The organism is Paenibacillus sp. CMAA1364 (assembly GCF_054373195.1).
Map to the genome: position 1 here is coordinate 14,463 of NZ_JBITNB010000006.1, position 15,618 is coordinate 30,080.

A 15,618-nucleotide genomic window follows, 5' to 3' on the forward strand; every position below is an offset into this window, starting at 1 on the left:
CGTATGTGTAAAACAATGATAGTCAAAAGGACTCATCCCTTAGATCCAAAGATAGATCACAGGGATGAGTCCTATATATTGCTATTCAATGAAGCTGATTACGAGTTAGAACGACCTGACAATTGTTGTTCAGCAATTTGGACTAGGCGTTTTGTGATATAACCACCTAAAGAACCAGTCTCACGGGAAGTGTAATTGCCATAGTAACCATCTTGAGGAATCTGTACACCAAGCTCTTGTGCTGCTTCCATCTTCAATTGTTGCAAAGCAGCCGTTGCTTGAGGCACGACTAGGTTATTAGAACTACTGCGACCTTGATATTGTTGACCTGCTTGACCCATGTTTGTCACCTCCTTTGTACTTAATGAGGTTATTATGGATATAAACATGGGTAAACATACAGGAACTTGTGTGAATGAGTAGTGGTAATTATTTGATATCTAAGCTTGAAGGACGACGAATGCTTTCGATGTAAAGTTCTGTCTCCAAACATTGATCTGGTTCTAAACGAATTAATCCTGTGAAATCATCTGATTGTGACAGATTTGGAGCATTAGGTAACCAAGTGTACGGCTCAATACAGAGGAATTCATCTGCTTCGCCTTTGGTATAGAGAACCCAATGCTTGAAATGCTGATCATCGGCTACATATCTGATACCATAACCATCTGTGTGGGTCAGAATCGCTTCAACGGGCTTCTTATCACCAATTCTTAATATCGTATCTAGATTAGTGCCTGCTAAATTCAATCCGCGATTCAGACCTTCTAGATTATTTAATGGAACAAGTCCACCTGATGGAATTAATGACTCATCCAGTTCATAGATCGCTTCTACAGGAACCTTCAAGGTCCAATTCTGAGGTTCTCCATTTAAAAGGAACCATGTGTGATAACCAAGACCCAGCGGAAAGGCATTCTTCCCCTGATTGTGTATTTTTAATTGTTGCGTAAACCGTGTTCCTTGCAGTGTGAAGACAATCTGAAGCTTCAGAGGCGTAGGCGATTGCGAACTCCAACTTGGATCATCTGCTGAGAGGAATTCTGTCGTGATGGAACAACCACCTTCGAACTCATCCACTTCGATAACATTCCAGCTCTGTGTCTTATGCAGTCCGTGTATATGATTGTCGCCTGCTGTGTTACGATTGAATTGATAATCTACACCATCGTAATGGAATTGGCCATTTCGAATTCTACCTGGTGGAATAAGCAACGGAATACCAAAGTGATAAGGTTTCAGTAGATAGAAGTCGAGATCTTGTTCATTAGGTTCTCTGAGAATATGTCGTTCCTCATGTTTATCCCAGATGGCAATAACATTATTGCCCAGACCTGGGAGCAAGGTGATTTGAAAATCGTCGTTCTGAAGGATATATGTGTCGTACGCATTCCACGTACCTTTGGTTATCTGATTCATTAATATGCTCCTTTTTCTGTTGTGAATTTGAGAATATAGATTCATCGTAACAGATTTCAGTGCGTTTAGTAAAAATGAGTTTGACAATCACGTGCAATGCGTCATATTATTGCATGTAAGTAAGCTATAAAATCATGAATGCGATGATAAGGATAAGTAGACGTAATCAGATGATCTTTCAGAAAGCTGGTGGTTGATGCAAACCAGTGATCTTGATATGTTGAATGGACCTTTGAGTGCTATGCTGAACGGAGATCTTAGATTCCTAAATAGGCTAGTCGATTATTCCACGTTACGGATATTAGAGGTTGCAGAATCCTTGTTCTATATGGACAAGTTTCTTTTGCGACAAATAAGGGTGGTACCACGGTCTCACGTCCCTTGCGGATGATGGGCTATTTCTGTTGTAATAATTCAAACGATAAATAGGGGAGTGATTGAAATGAAAAGAGTACTTTCTGGTATCCAACCAAGTGGAAGGTTAACACTCGGTAATTACATCGGTGCAATGAAGAATTTCGTCAAATTACAAGATAGTCATCAATGTTATTTCATGGTAGCTGATCTACATGCCATAACGGTACCTCAAGAACCGGCAACACTGCGAGATCTTTCGGAAGCTAACGCGGCTCTGTTCATTGCGGCTGGTATTGATCCTGCCAAGTCCAATGTGTTCTTACAATCGGCCGTGCCTCAACATGCCGAACTAGGCTGGATATTAACAACATTAACATCCATGGGTGAGTTAGAGCGAATGACTCAATTCAAGGATAAGTCCCAGGGGAAGGAATCGATTGGTGCTGGGCTATTCGTATATCCGTCACTGATGGCTGCAGATATACTTGTCTATAATGCAGATCTAGTTCCCGTAGGTGAAGATCAGAAGCAGCATTTGGAGCTCACGCGCGATCTGGCAGGACGATTCAATCATCGTTATGGCGAATGTTTTACAATACCTGAACCTTATATTCCACAAGTTGGTGCAAGGGTCATGTCTTTGGATGATGCTAGTAAAAAGATGAGCAAGAGTAGTGTTGTTGCAGCGAGCTTCATTGCATTATTGGATCCACCAGATGTGATTCGCAAGAAAATTAGCAGAGCAACAACAGATTCTGGTGCTGAAGTGAGATATGATGAATCAACAAAACCAGAGATCAGTAATCTGATGAGCATATATTCACAGTGTTCGGAATTAAGCCTTGATGATATTCGGATGAAATATGAAGGTCAAATGTATGGAGGATTTAAGAAGGATTTGGCTGAAGTCATTGTTAGCACGCTAGAACCATTACAGAAACGCTATTACGAAATTCGTGAGTCTGGCGAAATTCAAGACATCTTAGCTCAGGGAGCTAAGAATGCCAGCGAACTTGCAAGCCAGACGCTCGATGATGTGAAACAACGTATGGGATTCCTAACTTCACATAAATAGGTTTAGTGGGGGATAGAGGACTTATTTCGTTTGGACTTGACCACAAATCCATAGCCAATATTACAGATACCCAATACGCTCAAAGCCAAGGCAATCCAGACAGAATGGCTAATAGCAATTGCGGCTACGGCAAGGATGAGGATGGATGAAATTGCGAACCATAATGAAAGACCTTTACTCATGTTAAAAACCTCCAGTGATTTATTAGCGAAAATAAGAATAATGTTCATCTCCTAAGCCATACTAAGCTTGCAAGCTTGCACTTCATTACAGAAACAGAAGTGAAAGGAGATTATATGATGGCACAAGGAAGATCGAACTCAAACAATCTAGTTGTCCCACAAGCCAGAAATGCGATTCAACAACTTAAAATGGAGGCTGCTCAAGAGCTAGGTGTTAGCATTCCAGCAGATGGTTATTACGGGAATTACACATCACGAGAGATGGGTTCGCTCGGAGGATACATTACCAAGCGACTAGTCCAGATCGCAGAACAATCCCTTTCCGGGAAAAATGGAAACATGTAATTCATCACTTGATATATGGTTATAAGCTTAAAGCCTAGAGCAATTGCTCTAGGTTTTTTGTGAATTAAAAATAATAGGCATAATAACGCTTCATGGCGATCACCAGTCGCTGATCGCCATGAAGGTCTACCTGTATATTAAGCTCACTACAATGGTTCTTGTCAAGTAGAATAATGTATGGGAATCCTTGCATTCATCTTCTCGTCGCTCAACCAACCGATATAGGAATCAATGGGTTTGAATTGTTTGTCCATAATAACGATGGATACAAAGGGATATTGCGTCCGATGACGATACCTTACATCTGTCCATCGTACGATATAGCCGTTGTTAACATGCTGAACGTCTGCAATAGCGAACGATGTGAAATACAGAAAGGACTTTACATTAGGATGTTGCTTAGAGTGTTCGACGGCCTCATGTGTTGAGGATGTAACATCTTCGAAGGTCCAGTTAAGCGTGTTTCGATTCAATGTTCCAATATCGTAGCTTCCGATGGGTTGCAATTTAACAACGTTCCATTGATGAAGGGATATCGTAGGAATGAGATAATAGGTATCTCCTTCTTGATATTTCGGATCCATTTGAGCTACGTGGACTGTCTTGCGATAATGATGGAGGGTTCTCCAAATATAATAACCAATGGTTGAGGCATATAGAACGGTAAATAATGGAGCGGGATCAACCATTCCTAGCACCCATAAGAGAATGGCAACTAAGTGAGATCCGAATATAAATGGATCAAAAATGTGAATGATATTCCAAGAGATCCATTTCTCCGTAAATGGTCGAAATGCTTGTGTGCCATACGTATTAAATAGGTCACTAAATACATGCACGCATACTGCTACACCTGTCCATAAGGCTAGATGTAGAATGCTGATATCACGGAAAAATACGGATATGACAGTCGTTATGAGTACAGTCCAAATGGCTAAGAAGGGTATTGAGTGGGTGATTCCCCTGTGATTGCGAATATATACAGCGTTGTTCTTCAAGCGTAATACGCTATCGATATCAGGGGCCTGCGATGCTAGCACAGTGCCTAAAGTAACAGCTATGGCAAGCGAAGGGTTCGTATTAACGACGGGATCAATATGAGCTAAGCCCGCCAGAGTGAATCCCATGACTAGATGTGTACCTGTGTCCATAAACAACTCTCCTTTGTGTTCTTACTATAACTCAATTTTGTACTTCTAAACCATTAACCATAAATCAATATTTCTAAAAGTCATCAAATTGTCGAAATTGAGAATTCGATTGGAGCAGTTTGCATGATACTTTTCACTGTTAATATGATAAACTTTATAGCGTATGACAATTGAAGACAGAATAAGATGGAAATAGAGGAGGAACTTAGCACGTGGATAATCACATGAGTTACCAAGCTCCTTCAGATTCAACAGTGATTTCTGTTAGTGAGACACCACCACATGAATCAGGAACTTGGAGAGACTTTATTAATATAACCAAACCAGGGATCATTCGATCCAATGTAATAGCTGCCTTTGCTGGATATTGGTTAGCTTCTCACTGGGATTTGCAATATGGGAAGATGATCATGACCCTACTTGGGACAATCCTTGTCATGGCATCTGCTTGTGTGTTCAACAATTATTTTGATAGAGAGCTTGATCTGAAGATGGAGCGTACTCGTGAACGCTCTCTACCAACAGGCAGGTTAAAGCCAGCCGTTGTGTTATGGTACGCGATCATTCTAGGGGTCGTCGGTCAGATCGTATTATTTGTATTTTCAGGTATACTGGCAGGTATTTTCGGATTGGTTGGTGTGTTTGTTTATGTAGTAATCTATACACTATGGCTTAAACGTTCCTCAACATGGAGTACATCCGTTGGTGCAATATCCGGCGCTATGCCCCCTGTAATTGGTTATGTTGCTGTGACAGGTACGGTAGATATGGGAGCATGGCTCTTATTTGCCATGTTATTCTTGTGGCAACCTCCCCATTTCTGGGCATTAGGTATACGCCGTGTAGAAGAATACCGTGCGGCAGGTTATCCACTACTTCCCGTAGTGAAAGGCATTACAAGAACAAAATACCAAATGATTCCATATCTTATCGCTTTAATTCCAGTGCCTATCCTAATGTATGTGTATGGATATGCAGGAATTTATTACATGAGCATCTCGTTGGCATTGTCCCTCATATGGTTATACTTGACTGTGCAAGGGTTCAGAGCGAAAGATGATGAAGTGTGGGCGAAGAAAGTATTCTTATTTTCAATCAATTATTTAACGGTAAGTCTTATCGCTCTCGTACTCAATACGACATTCTAGAGATGAGAACACCACAATATTAGGTGAGTCTAACGATGGCTGTATGATTATTTGGGGGGAGAGTTAAGAATGCAAATGATTAAGCGTTACAAATGGACATGGGCTTTGATTGGGATATTGATCATTCTCGCAGGTTATTTATTGGTATCGTCACTAGGGTTAGGCAAAGACAAATGGCCAGTGATCTCTACTGTAGAGGATTTCTCGTTTGAGAATGTAGATAAGACAACAGTGACTCTTGATGATACCAAAGGTAAGGTTCGACTATTTTACTTCTTTTTCACCAGTTGCCCTGATGTATGTCCTGTGACGACATTCTTGCTCTCACAAGTGCAAGACAAGCTGAAGGAAGAAGGTCTGTTCAACAAAGATATTGAGTTCGTCTCCATATCCTTTGATCCCGAAGTAGATACGGTGGAAGAAATCAAGAAATTCGGTGATCGCTTCAAGGCCGATTATGATGGTTGGTACTTCCTTAGGGGAGATAAGTATACAGTGTGGGATTTAGCAGAGAAATCGTTCAAAATAATGATCCTAGGGGATAGCGAAGGTAACTATTCTCATGCTAACTTAATTGCACTTGTGGATCGTGATAACCAAGTTCGTCATTTGTACAATGCGAATGATCCGGATGATGTATCTGTAGAATTATTAGTTAATGACCTTAAGGATCTTGCTAAAAAATAATTATTCATGACAAAATGACAGACTTCTCGCCTACCCATTATAGGGTTCATTCAGGCGAGAAGTCTTTTTGTTGTGCACTATATATAACATATTCATGAAGTGAAGCTTTCTCCAATTGTGCAACGAGATATTCGTCAGGTGTACCTTCTACACCCGCATATCCACGACGTGTATAGAGATGTAGGGCATCAGGAAAGGCATCTCGTAATACAGAACGAATTCTTGTGCCGGACTTATCGTTGTCCATGAATAATATAACTTTATCATTCATGACTTGTGCTCGCAGATCTTCAAGTTTAGTGGCGTTTAATGTACCGAAAGTGCATAGAATATTAATTTCTGGCAAAAGAAGGCGTTGTAACTTGGTTCGATCATTCTTGCCTTCGACAATTAAATAGATAGCCATGATCATCACCTCATAAATAGTCGAGAGAATATCACAATTCCCCGGGAAATGTTGAAAATCTTCATACGTTTGCTTATAGTCTATCTTGTTTAGTCTGACATTTGCAAATGAAGTGTAACAAGGGAAAGGCCCTCATTTTTAAATGAGAGCCTAGTTGTGAAGTGGAGTTCAATGGATTAGCAGAATATTGGGAATGCACATACGATAATAACCAATAAAATATAAAGAACTAAAATCATACCTGTAGATTTACCCATAACACATGGTGCAGTTGCAATAGGTTGAATCTGTTGATTAGGACAACAATGACCCATAATCATTCACCCTTCCTTCTGGTTAGTAGTTATTTGACTCACTGTATTGTATGTGGGGCAATTGTAATGGTTTGTGTGATGGCCTATATCGCATCAGGATGGGTATGTGTACTGTTCGTGTATAGCGTATTTGCAGGCTGACGAGAAATGGGAATGATCATTAATCCAATCATGAGTATAAGGAACGCGATGAAGTAAGGAGAGAATTGATCACGTAACTGCCCAGAAGTGACAGGTCCAACAAATGAGCCCAAAGACATAGCGATCGATTGGTAGGCGAACACTCGACCTAAATGGCTACCACCACTAAGCTTGATGAATAGGGAAGCCATAGCTGGGAAGATGATCCCTTTGGATGAACCCATGATAAATAGAATGACTACTATTGGGATTTGAGGAAATGCAGCTAGCGTGAAGAAGCAACATGCCATCAGAAAGATACCCGACACGACCCTTTTCATAGGTGAATATCGATTCAGAAAGAGTAGACAGAGGGTTGTAAGTGCGCCAAGACTAACGACAGAGAATAGAATGCCTGTCGACATCACGCCAGATATATCGGTGTTCCGCAGAGGGATTTCAAAGAATAGAATACCTTGAGCACATGATGCGACGAATGGAAGTGTGTAATAACGTAAAGAGATGCTGGATACGACAGGTTGTGTGAAAGGACCAAAGGGTATGGAATCTCTAGATCTGCCACTAGCATCCTTAGATACACCAAGGGATTTGGGTACGCTGAACATAGCGAAAGCACCTGTTGCGATAAGTAGCCAGCCAAGGCTGAGAAATGTTATAGAATAGCCTAGATTAGCAACAATAAGTGCACCTGCTGCTGGTGATAGAATGGATGCCAACGTATGAATGACGCCATGTCCGGACATATACTTCCCTTGAGTAACAGGATCTTTTGATAAGGAAGCTAGAAGGGCTAGACAAGCAGGGGACAGAAAGGCTAATACGAATCCACTTATAGCACGCAAGATAAGTAACTGAAAAGGGAATTGGATATATGCTTGTAGTAGAAGAATAATCCCGGCAGATATCAGACTGAATATAATGTAAGGGCGGCTCCCATGACGATCAATCACCTTGCCCGCAATGATATTTCCCGGAAGGTGTGTCAGTGCATAAATACCGACGACCCATCCAATGAAGACAGGAGTAGCACCGAGGGATACTGCAAATGGTGTGAGAATGGGGTATTGAGCATGCAGATCGAAAAAGGCTAGAAAAAGAAAAATATAGAGCCATAAGGCCGTTTTCACATGAAGACCCCTTTCTACGTAAGCGATAATTGTTGTCTATACTACTTGTACGTTGGAGAGGATTGAATCAGAACAGCTTAACGTATTATTTTGTACAAGTAGGGTTAGGCTGACAGTATATCTGGGAATCATGTATAATTAGGAAATAATCGACTACTGACACAGTGGTTGATCGTGAGATATATGGATGGGAGTGTTGTTAAAGGATGGACGTACAATTATGGAGTGACTTCTTGAAGGATAATTGGCTCGTTATTGTTATCGCTCTTGTGGTATTATTTATGGTGCTCAAACTCATGAAATCGATGGTGAAATGGTTACTTGCTATAGTGATTGTCGCAGGACTGCTCATTTACAGTGGTATCTCTATCGAGAAGATTGGGGAAGTTGTAACAACAGTGAAAGATGAGACCGTTAATAATCTTAAGAGTGAAGCGATGGATATGATGTTAGAAGAAGCGAAAGAAGCGAAATATTCAGAGAATACAGATGGGTCGTATAAGATTACTACACCTAACATGACTATGAAGGGTGAGATTGGAACTGAAACGGTGCAGGTGACCGTCAAAGGGGTATCCGTGGGAGAGTGGAAAGTGAACGATTCAATCATAACGTTCATTGAAACGGCACGAACGAACGCATCAACCACCAAGAAGTAAGATATACCGACCGTCCCTGTGTATAAGTGAAGGGGAGATTAATGACGTGTTCTACAGATGGATTCAGAGTTTGCAAGATTTCAATATCGTTACAGTCATCGTTGTCTGTGTTCTGGCTCTATCGATCGTTCAAGGTTGGCGTAGGGGGGCTTCGAATTCAGCAGGTAGATTGTTTACGTTACTTCGTGATGTGGGGCTTACGTTCCTTGGACTAGCGATTTCCGTTCCATTCACTTTATGGATGTCGCCTTGGGTACAAGAACGGCTATTAAAGTATAGTGCTACGTTACCCCACACAGATTTGAGTGGATGGGAGCAGACATACTACACGATCATTACATCTATAGCGGATTTCTCCTTAATGCGGTTCGCTGTGCTCTTTATAATCAATTATTCTATCATTCGATTCTTATTCAGTATGCTTATCAGGTTGTTATTCGGGAAGGGTATCTCTCTGTTCTCCTCCAAAAGGGGTCAGTCGGCAAATTCGATCAGTAGGCTGACTGGTATGGGAATTGGAGCTGTGATGGGGGTATTACGTTGCATTATGCTTATCGCCGCCCTATTTATTTACGTCACGGTATTTCCATCAAGTCAATTTAGTGTTCATATTGAGGGGTCGGCAGTATATCAAGATGCAGCTCGAATGATTATCGAGCCATTATCGGGTAATTTAGTGAAAGAGAAACTGCCAGTCTTCACTAAGGCTGTGGAGCAAGAGCTAAACGGTATTCTGCAACGCAAGTATGATATCATTGACCGCTCTATTCCGGAAGATATCGAAGAAGCGGCTGCTCAGATTGTTGGCACAGCGAAGACGGATGAAGAAAAGGCACGCTTGTTGTATGATTGGGTTGGATCACGTGTTGCGTATGATTATGCTAAAGTAGATGACTATGAACAAAGAGGTGTATGGCATGAGCAGACACCTCGGGATACGTATGACACGTTGCTTGGTGTATGTATAGACTATGCCAGATTGTATGCAGTGATGGCGAAATCCCAGGGACTTGATGTCAAAGTCGTGACTGGACTAGGGTATAATGGTCAAGGAGGATACGGTCCTCATGCATGGAATGAAGTTTATCTAAGCACCGAGAATAAGTGGATTCCGCTTGACCCTACATGGGCACAGACAGGCAATTGGTTTAATCCACCGAAATTTGCGGAGACGCATATTAAGGATCAAGTTCTATAGTATGACATCAAATTAATATAACTTCTTGAAGCACAAGGCGAATTTCCTATGATGGGAGGTTTGCCTTTTCTTTCATAGTAGAGAGTGTAATTCTTCACGGAAATCGAAAGATGTATTCCGCATGAATTCCGGAGGAAGGAAGATCATAGGAACAGAATAAGTGCCCAAACGATACTTAATTTAGAAAAATAGGTTAGCTTGTGGGAATAAGTGTCTAGATGACAGTTAAACTCGGAGGAATCGCGGAAAAGTAGGTTTTTCGGGGAATTAAATGTCATTTGAGCATTTAAAGTAGGAGAAAGGGGAATAGTGCTGGATTTAGAGGACAAATTTGCAACTAACTGTGACACCCTCGCTATAACAATGGAAATATAAGCAAGGCTAACTTATTGGAACGAACGATAAATTCAATTACTATTTATTTAGGAGGCGACTAAAGTGAAGAAGAAGGTCATACTACTTATGGGGCTAGCGATACTTACTATAATCTCATTGACAGGATGTGTTCCTGGGGATGGGAAGGCCACCATTGATCATCCTGCGGGATTCTTCTGGGGAGTCTGGCACGGCTGGTTGGCACCTATTTCATTAATAATTGGATTCTTCAAGGATGAGATTCGTATCTACGAAATATACAATAGTGGCTGGTGGTACGACCTTGGATTCTATGTTGCTATCATTAGTGGCTTTGGAGGGATATCATTAACTAGACGTAAAAAGAAATAACAAGAAGTATTAAACAACAGGAATACGGAGTATGGAGGGATTCACTATGACACTTAAAGAAAAGAGAGAACATCGACAATATCCGGAACAGACCAAGTTAGACGCCTCTCGTGCTACGTATGAACGAGATTATTCAAGACTCATTCATTCACCTACTTTTCGCCGTCTTCAAGGGAAATCCCAAGTGTTCGGAGCGGGAACGGGTGACTATTATCGCACACGATTGACACATTCACTTGAAGTCGCACAGATTGCACGTGAAGCATCAAAAAGTCTTGTGCGTTCTTATCCCGAAGTTACGCTTGAAATGGCGGGTAATCCTGGACTTGTCATTGACCCAGAGGTAGTGGAATGCGCATCGATTGCCCACGACTTCGGCCATCCACCATTTGGACATAAAGGCGAAGAGGTGCTCGATGACATCCTTGAACGTTTTATTGAAGAGAAGGTAAGGATTTCAACCAAAGGAAGATACTGCTCAGCAGAACAATTAATGAAAATTAAAAGTGGTCTGAAAACGAAGTATGAACATTTCGAAGGCAACGCACATAACTTCAGATTAATTATGTTCCTGGAGAAAAGGGAGAACGTGGATGGGCTTAATTTATCAGACGCTGTATTGCTAGGTATTAATAAATATCCATTTCCAGGAACTGTCCTCAAGAAAGGGTTATATAAGCATGAGTGGGCGTATATTTCACAGATTCGCAGAAGTTGGGGAATTCCAGATGGTAAGTTGACATTGGAAGCTCAATTAATGGATTTGTGTGATGACATTGCGTATTCGGCACATGATCTGGAGGATGGGATTAAGGCAGGCAAAATAGAAGTACATGAGCATTTCTTGTTCGATCCCAATACGATTAAATTAATTGTAGAGAAAATTATGACACTTGAGGACGCCTTCTGGAACGGTTGGAAGCAAGAACAGATTCAGCCGAAAGTAGAAGAAGTACTCTCCTCCTTCTTACAAGTATGGAAAGATAAGATGCAAATCTGTGAGCATGATTATTCTCGTGCGAGACGTGAAGTGAAGGCTTATTGGGTTAGTCTGTTCGTAAGTAATTTGGGAGTTCTCTGTGAGGAGGATTGGAAAAAAGTTACTTTTATAAAAGAGGGTATAGAGAACGAAGATATGTTGCGCACCGTCAGTGTTCTAAAGAGCTTCGCGTGGGTAACTATGATTAAAGATTTACGGGTTCAACGTCTGCAGAAAAGAAGTGAATGGATTATCCAACGATTATGGGATGCTTTTCAAGATCCAGAAATGTCGAAATCGATTATTCCATCCGATTGGTTGCAGCGCTATGAACGAGATCAATTGAAAGATAACCCCATTTGGACTTGGGAGCACATGGTCATTGATTATATTGCAGGCATGACAGATTCCTTTGCAGAAAAGATATATAATGAGCTTTATGGACTGAAAGTGGGTTCTATTTATGATTTAGATTAGAAAAATATATAGATCAAAATACTCATTTGAAACAGGAAGAATCAGAACCTATATAAATCTCTCAAACACTTGATATGATTAGGTTCTGATTCTATTGACTGAAGAATAGATAGCGTAGATTATTTCATGTGCATAGGTCTATTGACCTGTTTATTTGAATTATAAAGCTTGTACATTATATCGAGAATGAGTATAATCACAAAGATAAGAAAAATTAATATATTCCAAAATAGGATGTACTAGATTGATGTCCAATGTAAATGAACATGTTTCGAAAATTGCTAGAATGGTTAATAAAACCTATATTTTCGGTTACATATTTAGGGCAGTGCCGGAATTTTAGGAGGTTTATATGAATATGATTAGACATCATCGCTGGATTGCATTACTCATTGGTGTGATACTAGTGTGTTTCTCTGCAATTAGCTTTATGATACAAGAAGAACAAGCGGAGATTCAGGGGGATTTATACAATCAGGATATAGTTAAAGGGAAAGAAGAACATAAATTTACACCATTGCTAACGTACACGATCGAACGCAAGGAATCGTTTTACAGTCTGCTGACAACGAAACAAGAGACTTTAAACATCGTGCACAATACAATGAAGGATCCATCACAGAACACGGCAACTAATATTACTGAAGTTGTTCAAGTGGTAGAAGCGCAAGAACCGGCAGTACTCGTTGAACCGGTAATTGAAGTTAACCATCAACTCACACCCCCCAAGGAGTTATTCTTTACTCGGACCCAAATGCTTAGTCAGATTGACAAGGATCAATCGACTTTACAATACACTGTAACCGATAAAGAACTGCAGACGCTACGAAAAATCGTGATGGCAGAAGCAGAAGGTGAACCGTACGAAGGCAAAATAGCAGTTGCTAATGTTGTCTTAAATCGGCTACGGTCAGCTAATTTTCCAAATACAATTCATAAGGTGATTTATCAGAAATATCAATTCAGTCCAGTTCGCAATGGCCGGTTTGATCGTGTCAAGCCATCTACGGATGTTATTTATGCTGTGAATGAAGCCTTGAATGGACGCAAAGAAGTTAGTGAAGATACGTATTATTTCTTGTCATTAACATTAGCGCAAGATTTAACCGTACACCATACACGCACGTTTAGTAAAACCATTGGAAATCATTCCTTCTATAAGTAAGATTCAGTTAACGCAGAGGTTTTTGATGAACTTTCAGACGAGTGTGTTTGTCTATTTATAATGTCTATTACCTTTTGTGCACAGTATTGAGGTTGGTAATAGGATTCAATAGGTTTGACTTGTGGTTGGTCTGCCTTTTGGTCTTTATATTGTTTCGTCAATCTAGAGAACCACGTATCGATGACATCAGGGGAATGGATGGTCTCAGCTAACCCGTGATTAACGAAGAATTGGCTATTCTGTTCTTCTTGTCCTGGAATAGCTTGAAAGAACAGCATAGGGATTCCTTTGGCGAGTCCTTCTGTACAAGTCATTCCCCCTGGCTTGGTAATCAGTAAATCAGAAACGTCCATCAATTTAGAAATTTCACGAGTGTATCCCATGATATGGATGTTAGTATGGTGAAATGCTGGGTTAGATTTCAGCTTATCAATCAGCTTGACATTACTGCCTAGACACACAATCAGCTGAATTTGATCTGCCCATAATACGAATTGTTGTAACAAATCTTGCTTTAGGGTAAGACCCCATCCGCCTCCCATTACAAGCACGGTGGGCATTTGTGCAAGATGGAATTCCTCACGTAATTGCTCCTTATTACCTCTGACCCAGAAATCAGGATGTACAGGTATACCCGTTGTTTGAATTCTACAAGGTGTTACCCCACGTTCAAGCAGTAGATTATATACTCCAGGTGAGGATGCTAAATAGTAATTTACTTCCGGGCTAATCCATGTGCCATGTACATCATAATCTGTGATCAGTGTGATCAGAGGAATATCCATTCCTTGTTGTTTCAATCTTGAAATGACGCTGTTAGGTAAGGGATGCGTACAAATAATAACATCTGGTTGCAATTGCAAGATCACTTGTGCCGTATGTGTATAGAATATACGATGCAGGGCAAGCTGGGTGAGTCGGGTTAACGATTTATCATATCGATTTCTATATAGTAAGCCGATAATGGCTGGTGATGTGCTAACGGTTTTGCGATAGGTGGATAGTATCCAAGGTCCAATCGTAGGATTCAGAAAATTCCCGAGTTCTATGACTTTGCACTGTAGATTAGGGTAAAGTTTCTTCATACCACTAGCTAGGGCATGAGCGGCCTGTGTATGTCCTGTTCCAAATCCTTCTGAGAACAGAAGTACTCGTTTCTTTTCCATGCGTTCAGCCACTCCCTTCTTATTCAGTATAATATACACAATTCATGCGATTATAACTAGTTCTGTATTTATTATAGGGTGGATTGTACGTGTATAAAATTCTAGTTGAAATGTTAGAAAACAAGTGTTATATTAAATTGACTTAATGACCACAAATGGAAAACGGTCAGAAACACACATCAATTTGTGTCAGAAAGGAGTGATGAAATGGCTGTGATGGATCGTCGTAAGCAAGTGCTTACTGCTGCGGCCCAATCCTTTGCAACTTTTGGGTACAAGGCGACAACGATGGAACAAGTAGCTAAAATTGCCAACGTTGGTAAAGGAACCATATACACCTTCTTTACGAATAAAGAAGAATTATTCGATGAAATTCTATATGGAGTCATTATGGAGATGAAGAAAATTGCAGATCGAGAGATTAGTGATGACAGTGCATTTTTGGATACTCTGTATAGAGTCGTTGACAGTTTACTTGAATTTCGCAGAGAACATGAGTTGTTCATTAAATTGTCGCATGAGTTAAGAGACTTCGGAACACCACAAGTGTTAGAAGCGCTGGATAAAGTGGAGTGTGTGATCTTAGAGTATTTGGAACGTGGAATTCAGAATGGTCTGAATCGTGGAGAAATCAAACCTTGTGATCCCAAGATTGTAGCAATCATTATAAAGAAATTATATGTTACCTTATCAACGGAAGTCAGTAAATATCATGACCCAATAAGTAAAGAAGAAATTAAGCATTACTTCCGTTTATTATTATCGGATGGATTAGTACAACGTCATTAAGTGTGGAAGAACGACATATATATATATAATATAACTTCCTTTGAGAGCGATGAATGTGAAAGAGCACATCGCCATTTCGGAGAGAAGTTTTTATTGGTCGTGTTATG

Annotated in this window: 17 protein-coding genes and 1 other annotated feature; of the genes, 10 read left to right on the top strand and 7 right to left on the bottom strand. The window is 40.5% G+C overall.

The features are described from left to right. Positions 1-98 precede the first annotated feature (98 nt). Together ACH8E3_RS06200 and ACH8E3_RS06205 are read right to left on the bottom strand one after the other, a co-directional pair. Positions 99-341 carry a small, acid-soluble spore protein, alpha/beta type gene (locus ACH8E3_RS06200; protein WP_458631751.1) on the bottom strand — a complete coding sequence of 81 codons (243 nt, stop codon included), beginning with the start codon at positions 339-341 and terminating at the stop codon, positions 99-101. Between the two features lie 88 nt (positions 342-429). Further along, positions 430-1,419, bottom strand: a complete 990-nt coding sequence (locus ACH8E3_RS06205) for an aldose epimerase family protein (RefSeq protein WP_458631752.1) — start codon at positions 1,417-1,419, stop codon at positions 430-432. Between the two features lie 134 nt (positions 1,420-1,553). After that, positions 1,554-1,804, top strand: a binding site (T-box leader). A gap of 57 nt (positions 1,805-1,861) precedes the next feature. On the opposite strand from ACH8E3_RS06205, the gene trpS reads away from it, so the two are divergent. Further along, the gene (trpS, locus tag ACH8E3_RS06210) at positions 1,862-2,851 is read left to right on the top strand and encodes a tryptophan--tRNA ligase (protein WP_458631753.1); all 990 of its coding nucleotides are present in this window, start codon (positions 1,862-1,864) and stop codon (positions 2,849-2,851) included. 2 nt (positions 2,852-2,853) lie between these two features. Here the strand turns inward: trpS and ACH8E3_RS06215 are convergent, their stop codons facing one another. After that, positions 2,854-3,033 (bottom strand): hypothetical protein, encoded by a 180-nt coding sequence (locus ACH8E3_RS06215; RefSeq protein WP_458631754.1) that lies wholly within the window; start codon positions 3,031-3,033, stop codon positions 2,854-2,856. A gap of 117 nt (positions 3,034-3,150) precedes the next feature. On the opposite strand from ACH8E3_RS06215, the gene ACH8E3_RS06220 reads away from it, so the two are divergent. Continuing rightward, the gene (locus ACH8E3_RS06220; protein WP_458631755.1) at positions 3,151-3,378 is read left to right on the top strand and encodes a small, acid-soluble spore protein, alpha/beta type; all 228 of its coding nucleotides are present in this window, start codon (positions 3,151-3,153) and stop codon (positions 3,376-3,378) included. A gap of 161 nt (positions 3,379-3,539) precedes the next feature. Here the strand turns inward: ACH8E3_RS06220 and ACH8E3_RS06225 are convergent, their stop codons facing one another. After that, the gene (locus ACH8E3_RS06225) at positions 3,540-4,529 is read right to left on the bottom strand and encodes a metal-dependent hydrolase (protein WP_458631756.1); all 990 of its coding nucleotides are present in this window, start codon (positions 4,527-4,529) and stop codon (positions 3,540-3,542) included. Positions 4,530-4,741: 212 nt separating this feature from the next. Between ACH8E3_RS06225 and cyoE the strand changes: the two genes are divergently transcribed. Both cyoE and ACH8E3_RS06235 read left to right on the top strand, forming a co-directional pair. Continuing rightward, positions 4,742-5,677, top strand: a complete 936-nt coding sequence (gene cyoE, locus ACH8E3_RS06230; RefSeq protein WP_458631757.1) for a heme o synthase — start codon at positions 4,742-4,744, stop codon at positions 5,675-5,677. Between the two features lie 69 nt (positions 5,678-5,746). After that, entirely contained in the window at positions 5,747-6,364 is a 618-nt protein-coding gene (locus tag ACH8E3_RS06235) for an SCO family protein (RefSeq protein WP_458631758.1), read from the top strand. A gap of 46 nt (positions 6,365-6,410) precedes the next feature. Here ACH8E3_RS06235 and ACH8E3_RS06240 read toward each other — a convergent pair whose 3' ends face one another. After that, entirely contained in the window at positions 6,411-6,770 is a 360-nt protein-coding gene (locus ACH8E3_RS06240; protein ID WP_458631759.1) for a DNA primase, read from the bottom strand. Between the two features lie 397 nt (positions 6,771-7,167). Then, positions 7,168-8,352 carry an MFS transporter gene (locus tag ACH8E3_RS06245; RefSeq protein ID WP_458631760.1) on the bottom strand — a complete coding sequence of 395 codons (1,185 nt, stop codon included), beginning with the start codon at positions 8,350-8,352 and terminating at the stop codon, positions 7,168-7,170. Between the two features lie 206 nt (positions 8,353-8,558). Between ACH8E3_RS06245 and ACH8E3_RS06250 the strand changes: the two genes are divergently transcribed. The 5 genes from ACH8E3_RS06250 (at position 8,559) to ACH8E3_RS06270 (ending at position 13,556) form a co-directional block, all read left to right on the top strand. Then, positions 8,559-9,011, top strand: coding sequence for a hypothetical protein (locus tag ACH8E3_RS06250; RefSeq protein ID WP_458631761.1), 453 nt, complete (start codon positions 8,559-8,561; stop codon positions 9,009-9,011). A gap of 46 nt (positions 9,012-9,057) precedes the next feature. After that, complete coding sequence (locus ACH8E3_RS06255) at positions 9,058-10,209, top strand: transglutaminase domain-containing protein (RefSeq protein WP_458631762.1); 1,152 nt, start codon at positions 9,058-9,060, stop codon at positions 10,207-10,209. 438 nt (positions 10,210-10,647) lie between these two features. After that, positions 10,648-10,935: a hypothetical protein gene (locus tag ACH8E3_RS06260; RefSeq protein WP_458631763.1), complete on the top strand. Its 288-nt coding sequence runs from the start codon at positions 10,648-10,650 to the stop codon at positions 10,933-10,935. Positions 10,936-10,981: 46 nt separating this feature from the next. Beyond that, entirely contained in the window at positions 10,982-12,391 is a 1,410-nt protein-coding gene (locus ACH8E3_RS06265; protein WP_458631764.1) for a deoxyguanosinetriphosphate triphosphohydrolase family protein, read from the top strand. 352 nt (positions 12,392-12,743) lie between these two features. Further along, positions 12,744-13,556: a cell wall hydrolase gene (locus tag ACH8E3_RS06270; protein WP_458631765.1), complete on the top strand. Its 813-nt coding sequence runs from the start codon at positions 12,744-12,746 to the stop codon at positions 13,554-13,556. Here the strand turns inward: ACH8E3_RS06270 and ACH8E3_RS06275 are convergent. After that, on the bottom strand, positions 13,547-14,722 hold the full coding sequence (locus ACH8E3_RS06275; RefSeq protein ID WP_458631766.1) for an MGDG synthase family glycosyltransferase: 1,176 nt from the start codon (positions 14,720-14,722) through the stop codon (positions 13,547-13,549). The two genes, ACH8E3_RS06270 and ACH8E3_RS06275, sit on opposite strands and share 10 nt — an antisense overlap. 207 nt (positions 14,723-14,929) lie before the next feature. Here ACH8E3_RS06275 and ACH8E3_RS06280 point away from each other — a divergent pair, with 207 nt between their 5' ends. Then, entirely contained in the window at positions 14,930-15,511 is a 582-nt protein-coding gene (locus tag ACH8E3_RS06280) for a TetR/AcrR family transcriptional regulator (RefSeq protein WP_458631767.1), read from the top strand. Positions 15,512-15,618 lie beyond the last annotated feature (107 nt).

Bases quoted from the DNA above. Each gene is read 5' to 3' on its own strand.
- ACH8E3_RS06200 (WP_458631751.1), bottom strand. From the start codon at position 341: ATGGGTCAAGCAGGTCAACAATATCAAGGTCGCAGTAGTTCTAATAAC.
- ACH8E3_RS06205 (WP_458631752.1), bottom strand. From the start codon at position 1,419: ATGAATCAGATAACCAAAGGTACGTGGAATGCGTACGACACATATATC.
- trpS (WP_458631753.1), top strand. From the start codon at position 1,862: ATGAAAAGAGTACTTTCTGGTATCCAACCAAGTGGAAGGTTAACACTC.
- ACH8E3_RS06215 (WP_458631754.1), bottom strand. From the start codon at position 3,033: ATGAGTAAAGGTCTTTCATTATGGTTCGCAATTTCATCCATCCTCATC.
- ACH8E3_RS06220 (WP_458631755.1), top strand. From the start codon at position 3,151: ATGGCACAAGGAAGATCGAACTCAAACAATCTAGTTGTCCCACAAGCC.
- ACH8E3_RS06225 (WP_458631756.1), bottom strand. From the start codon at position 4,529: ATGGACACAGGTACACATCTAGTCATGGGATTCACTCTGGCGGGCTTA.
- ACH8E3_RS06235 (WP_458631758.1), top strand. From the start codon at position 5,747: ATGCAAATGATTAAGCGTTACAAATGGACATGGGCTTTGATTGGGATA.
- ACH8E3_RS06240 (WP_458631759.1), bottom strand. From the start codon at position 6,770: ATGGCTATCTATTTAATTGTCGAAGGCAAGAATGATCGAACCAAGTTA.
- ACH8E3_RS06250 (WP_458631761.1), top strand. From the start codon at position 8,559: ATGGACGTACAATTATGGAGTGACTTCTTGAAGGATAATTGGCTCGTT.
- ACH8E3_RS06265 (WP_458631764.1), top strand. From the start codon at position 10,982: ATGACACTTAAAGAAAAGAGAGAACATCGACAATATCCGGAACAGACC.
- ACH8E3_RS06270 (WP_458631765.1), top strand. From the start codon at position 12,744: ATGAATATGATTAGACATCATCGCTGGATTGCATTACTCATTGGTGTG.
- ACH8E3_RS06275 (WP_458631766.1), bottom strand. From the start codon at position 14,722: ATGGAAAAGAAACGAGTACTTCTGTTCTCAGAAGGATTTGGAACAGGA.
- ACH8E3_RS06280 (WP_458631767.1), top strand. From the start codon at position 14,930: ATGGCTGTGATGGATCGTCGTAAGCAAGTGCTTACTGCTGCGGCCCAA.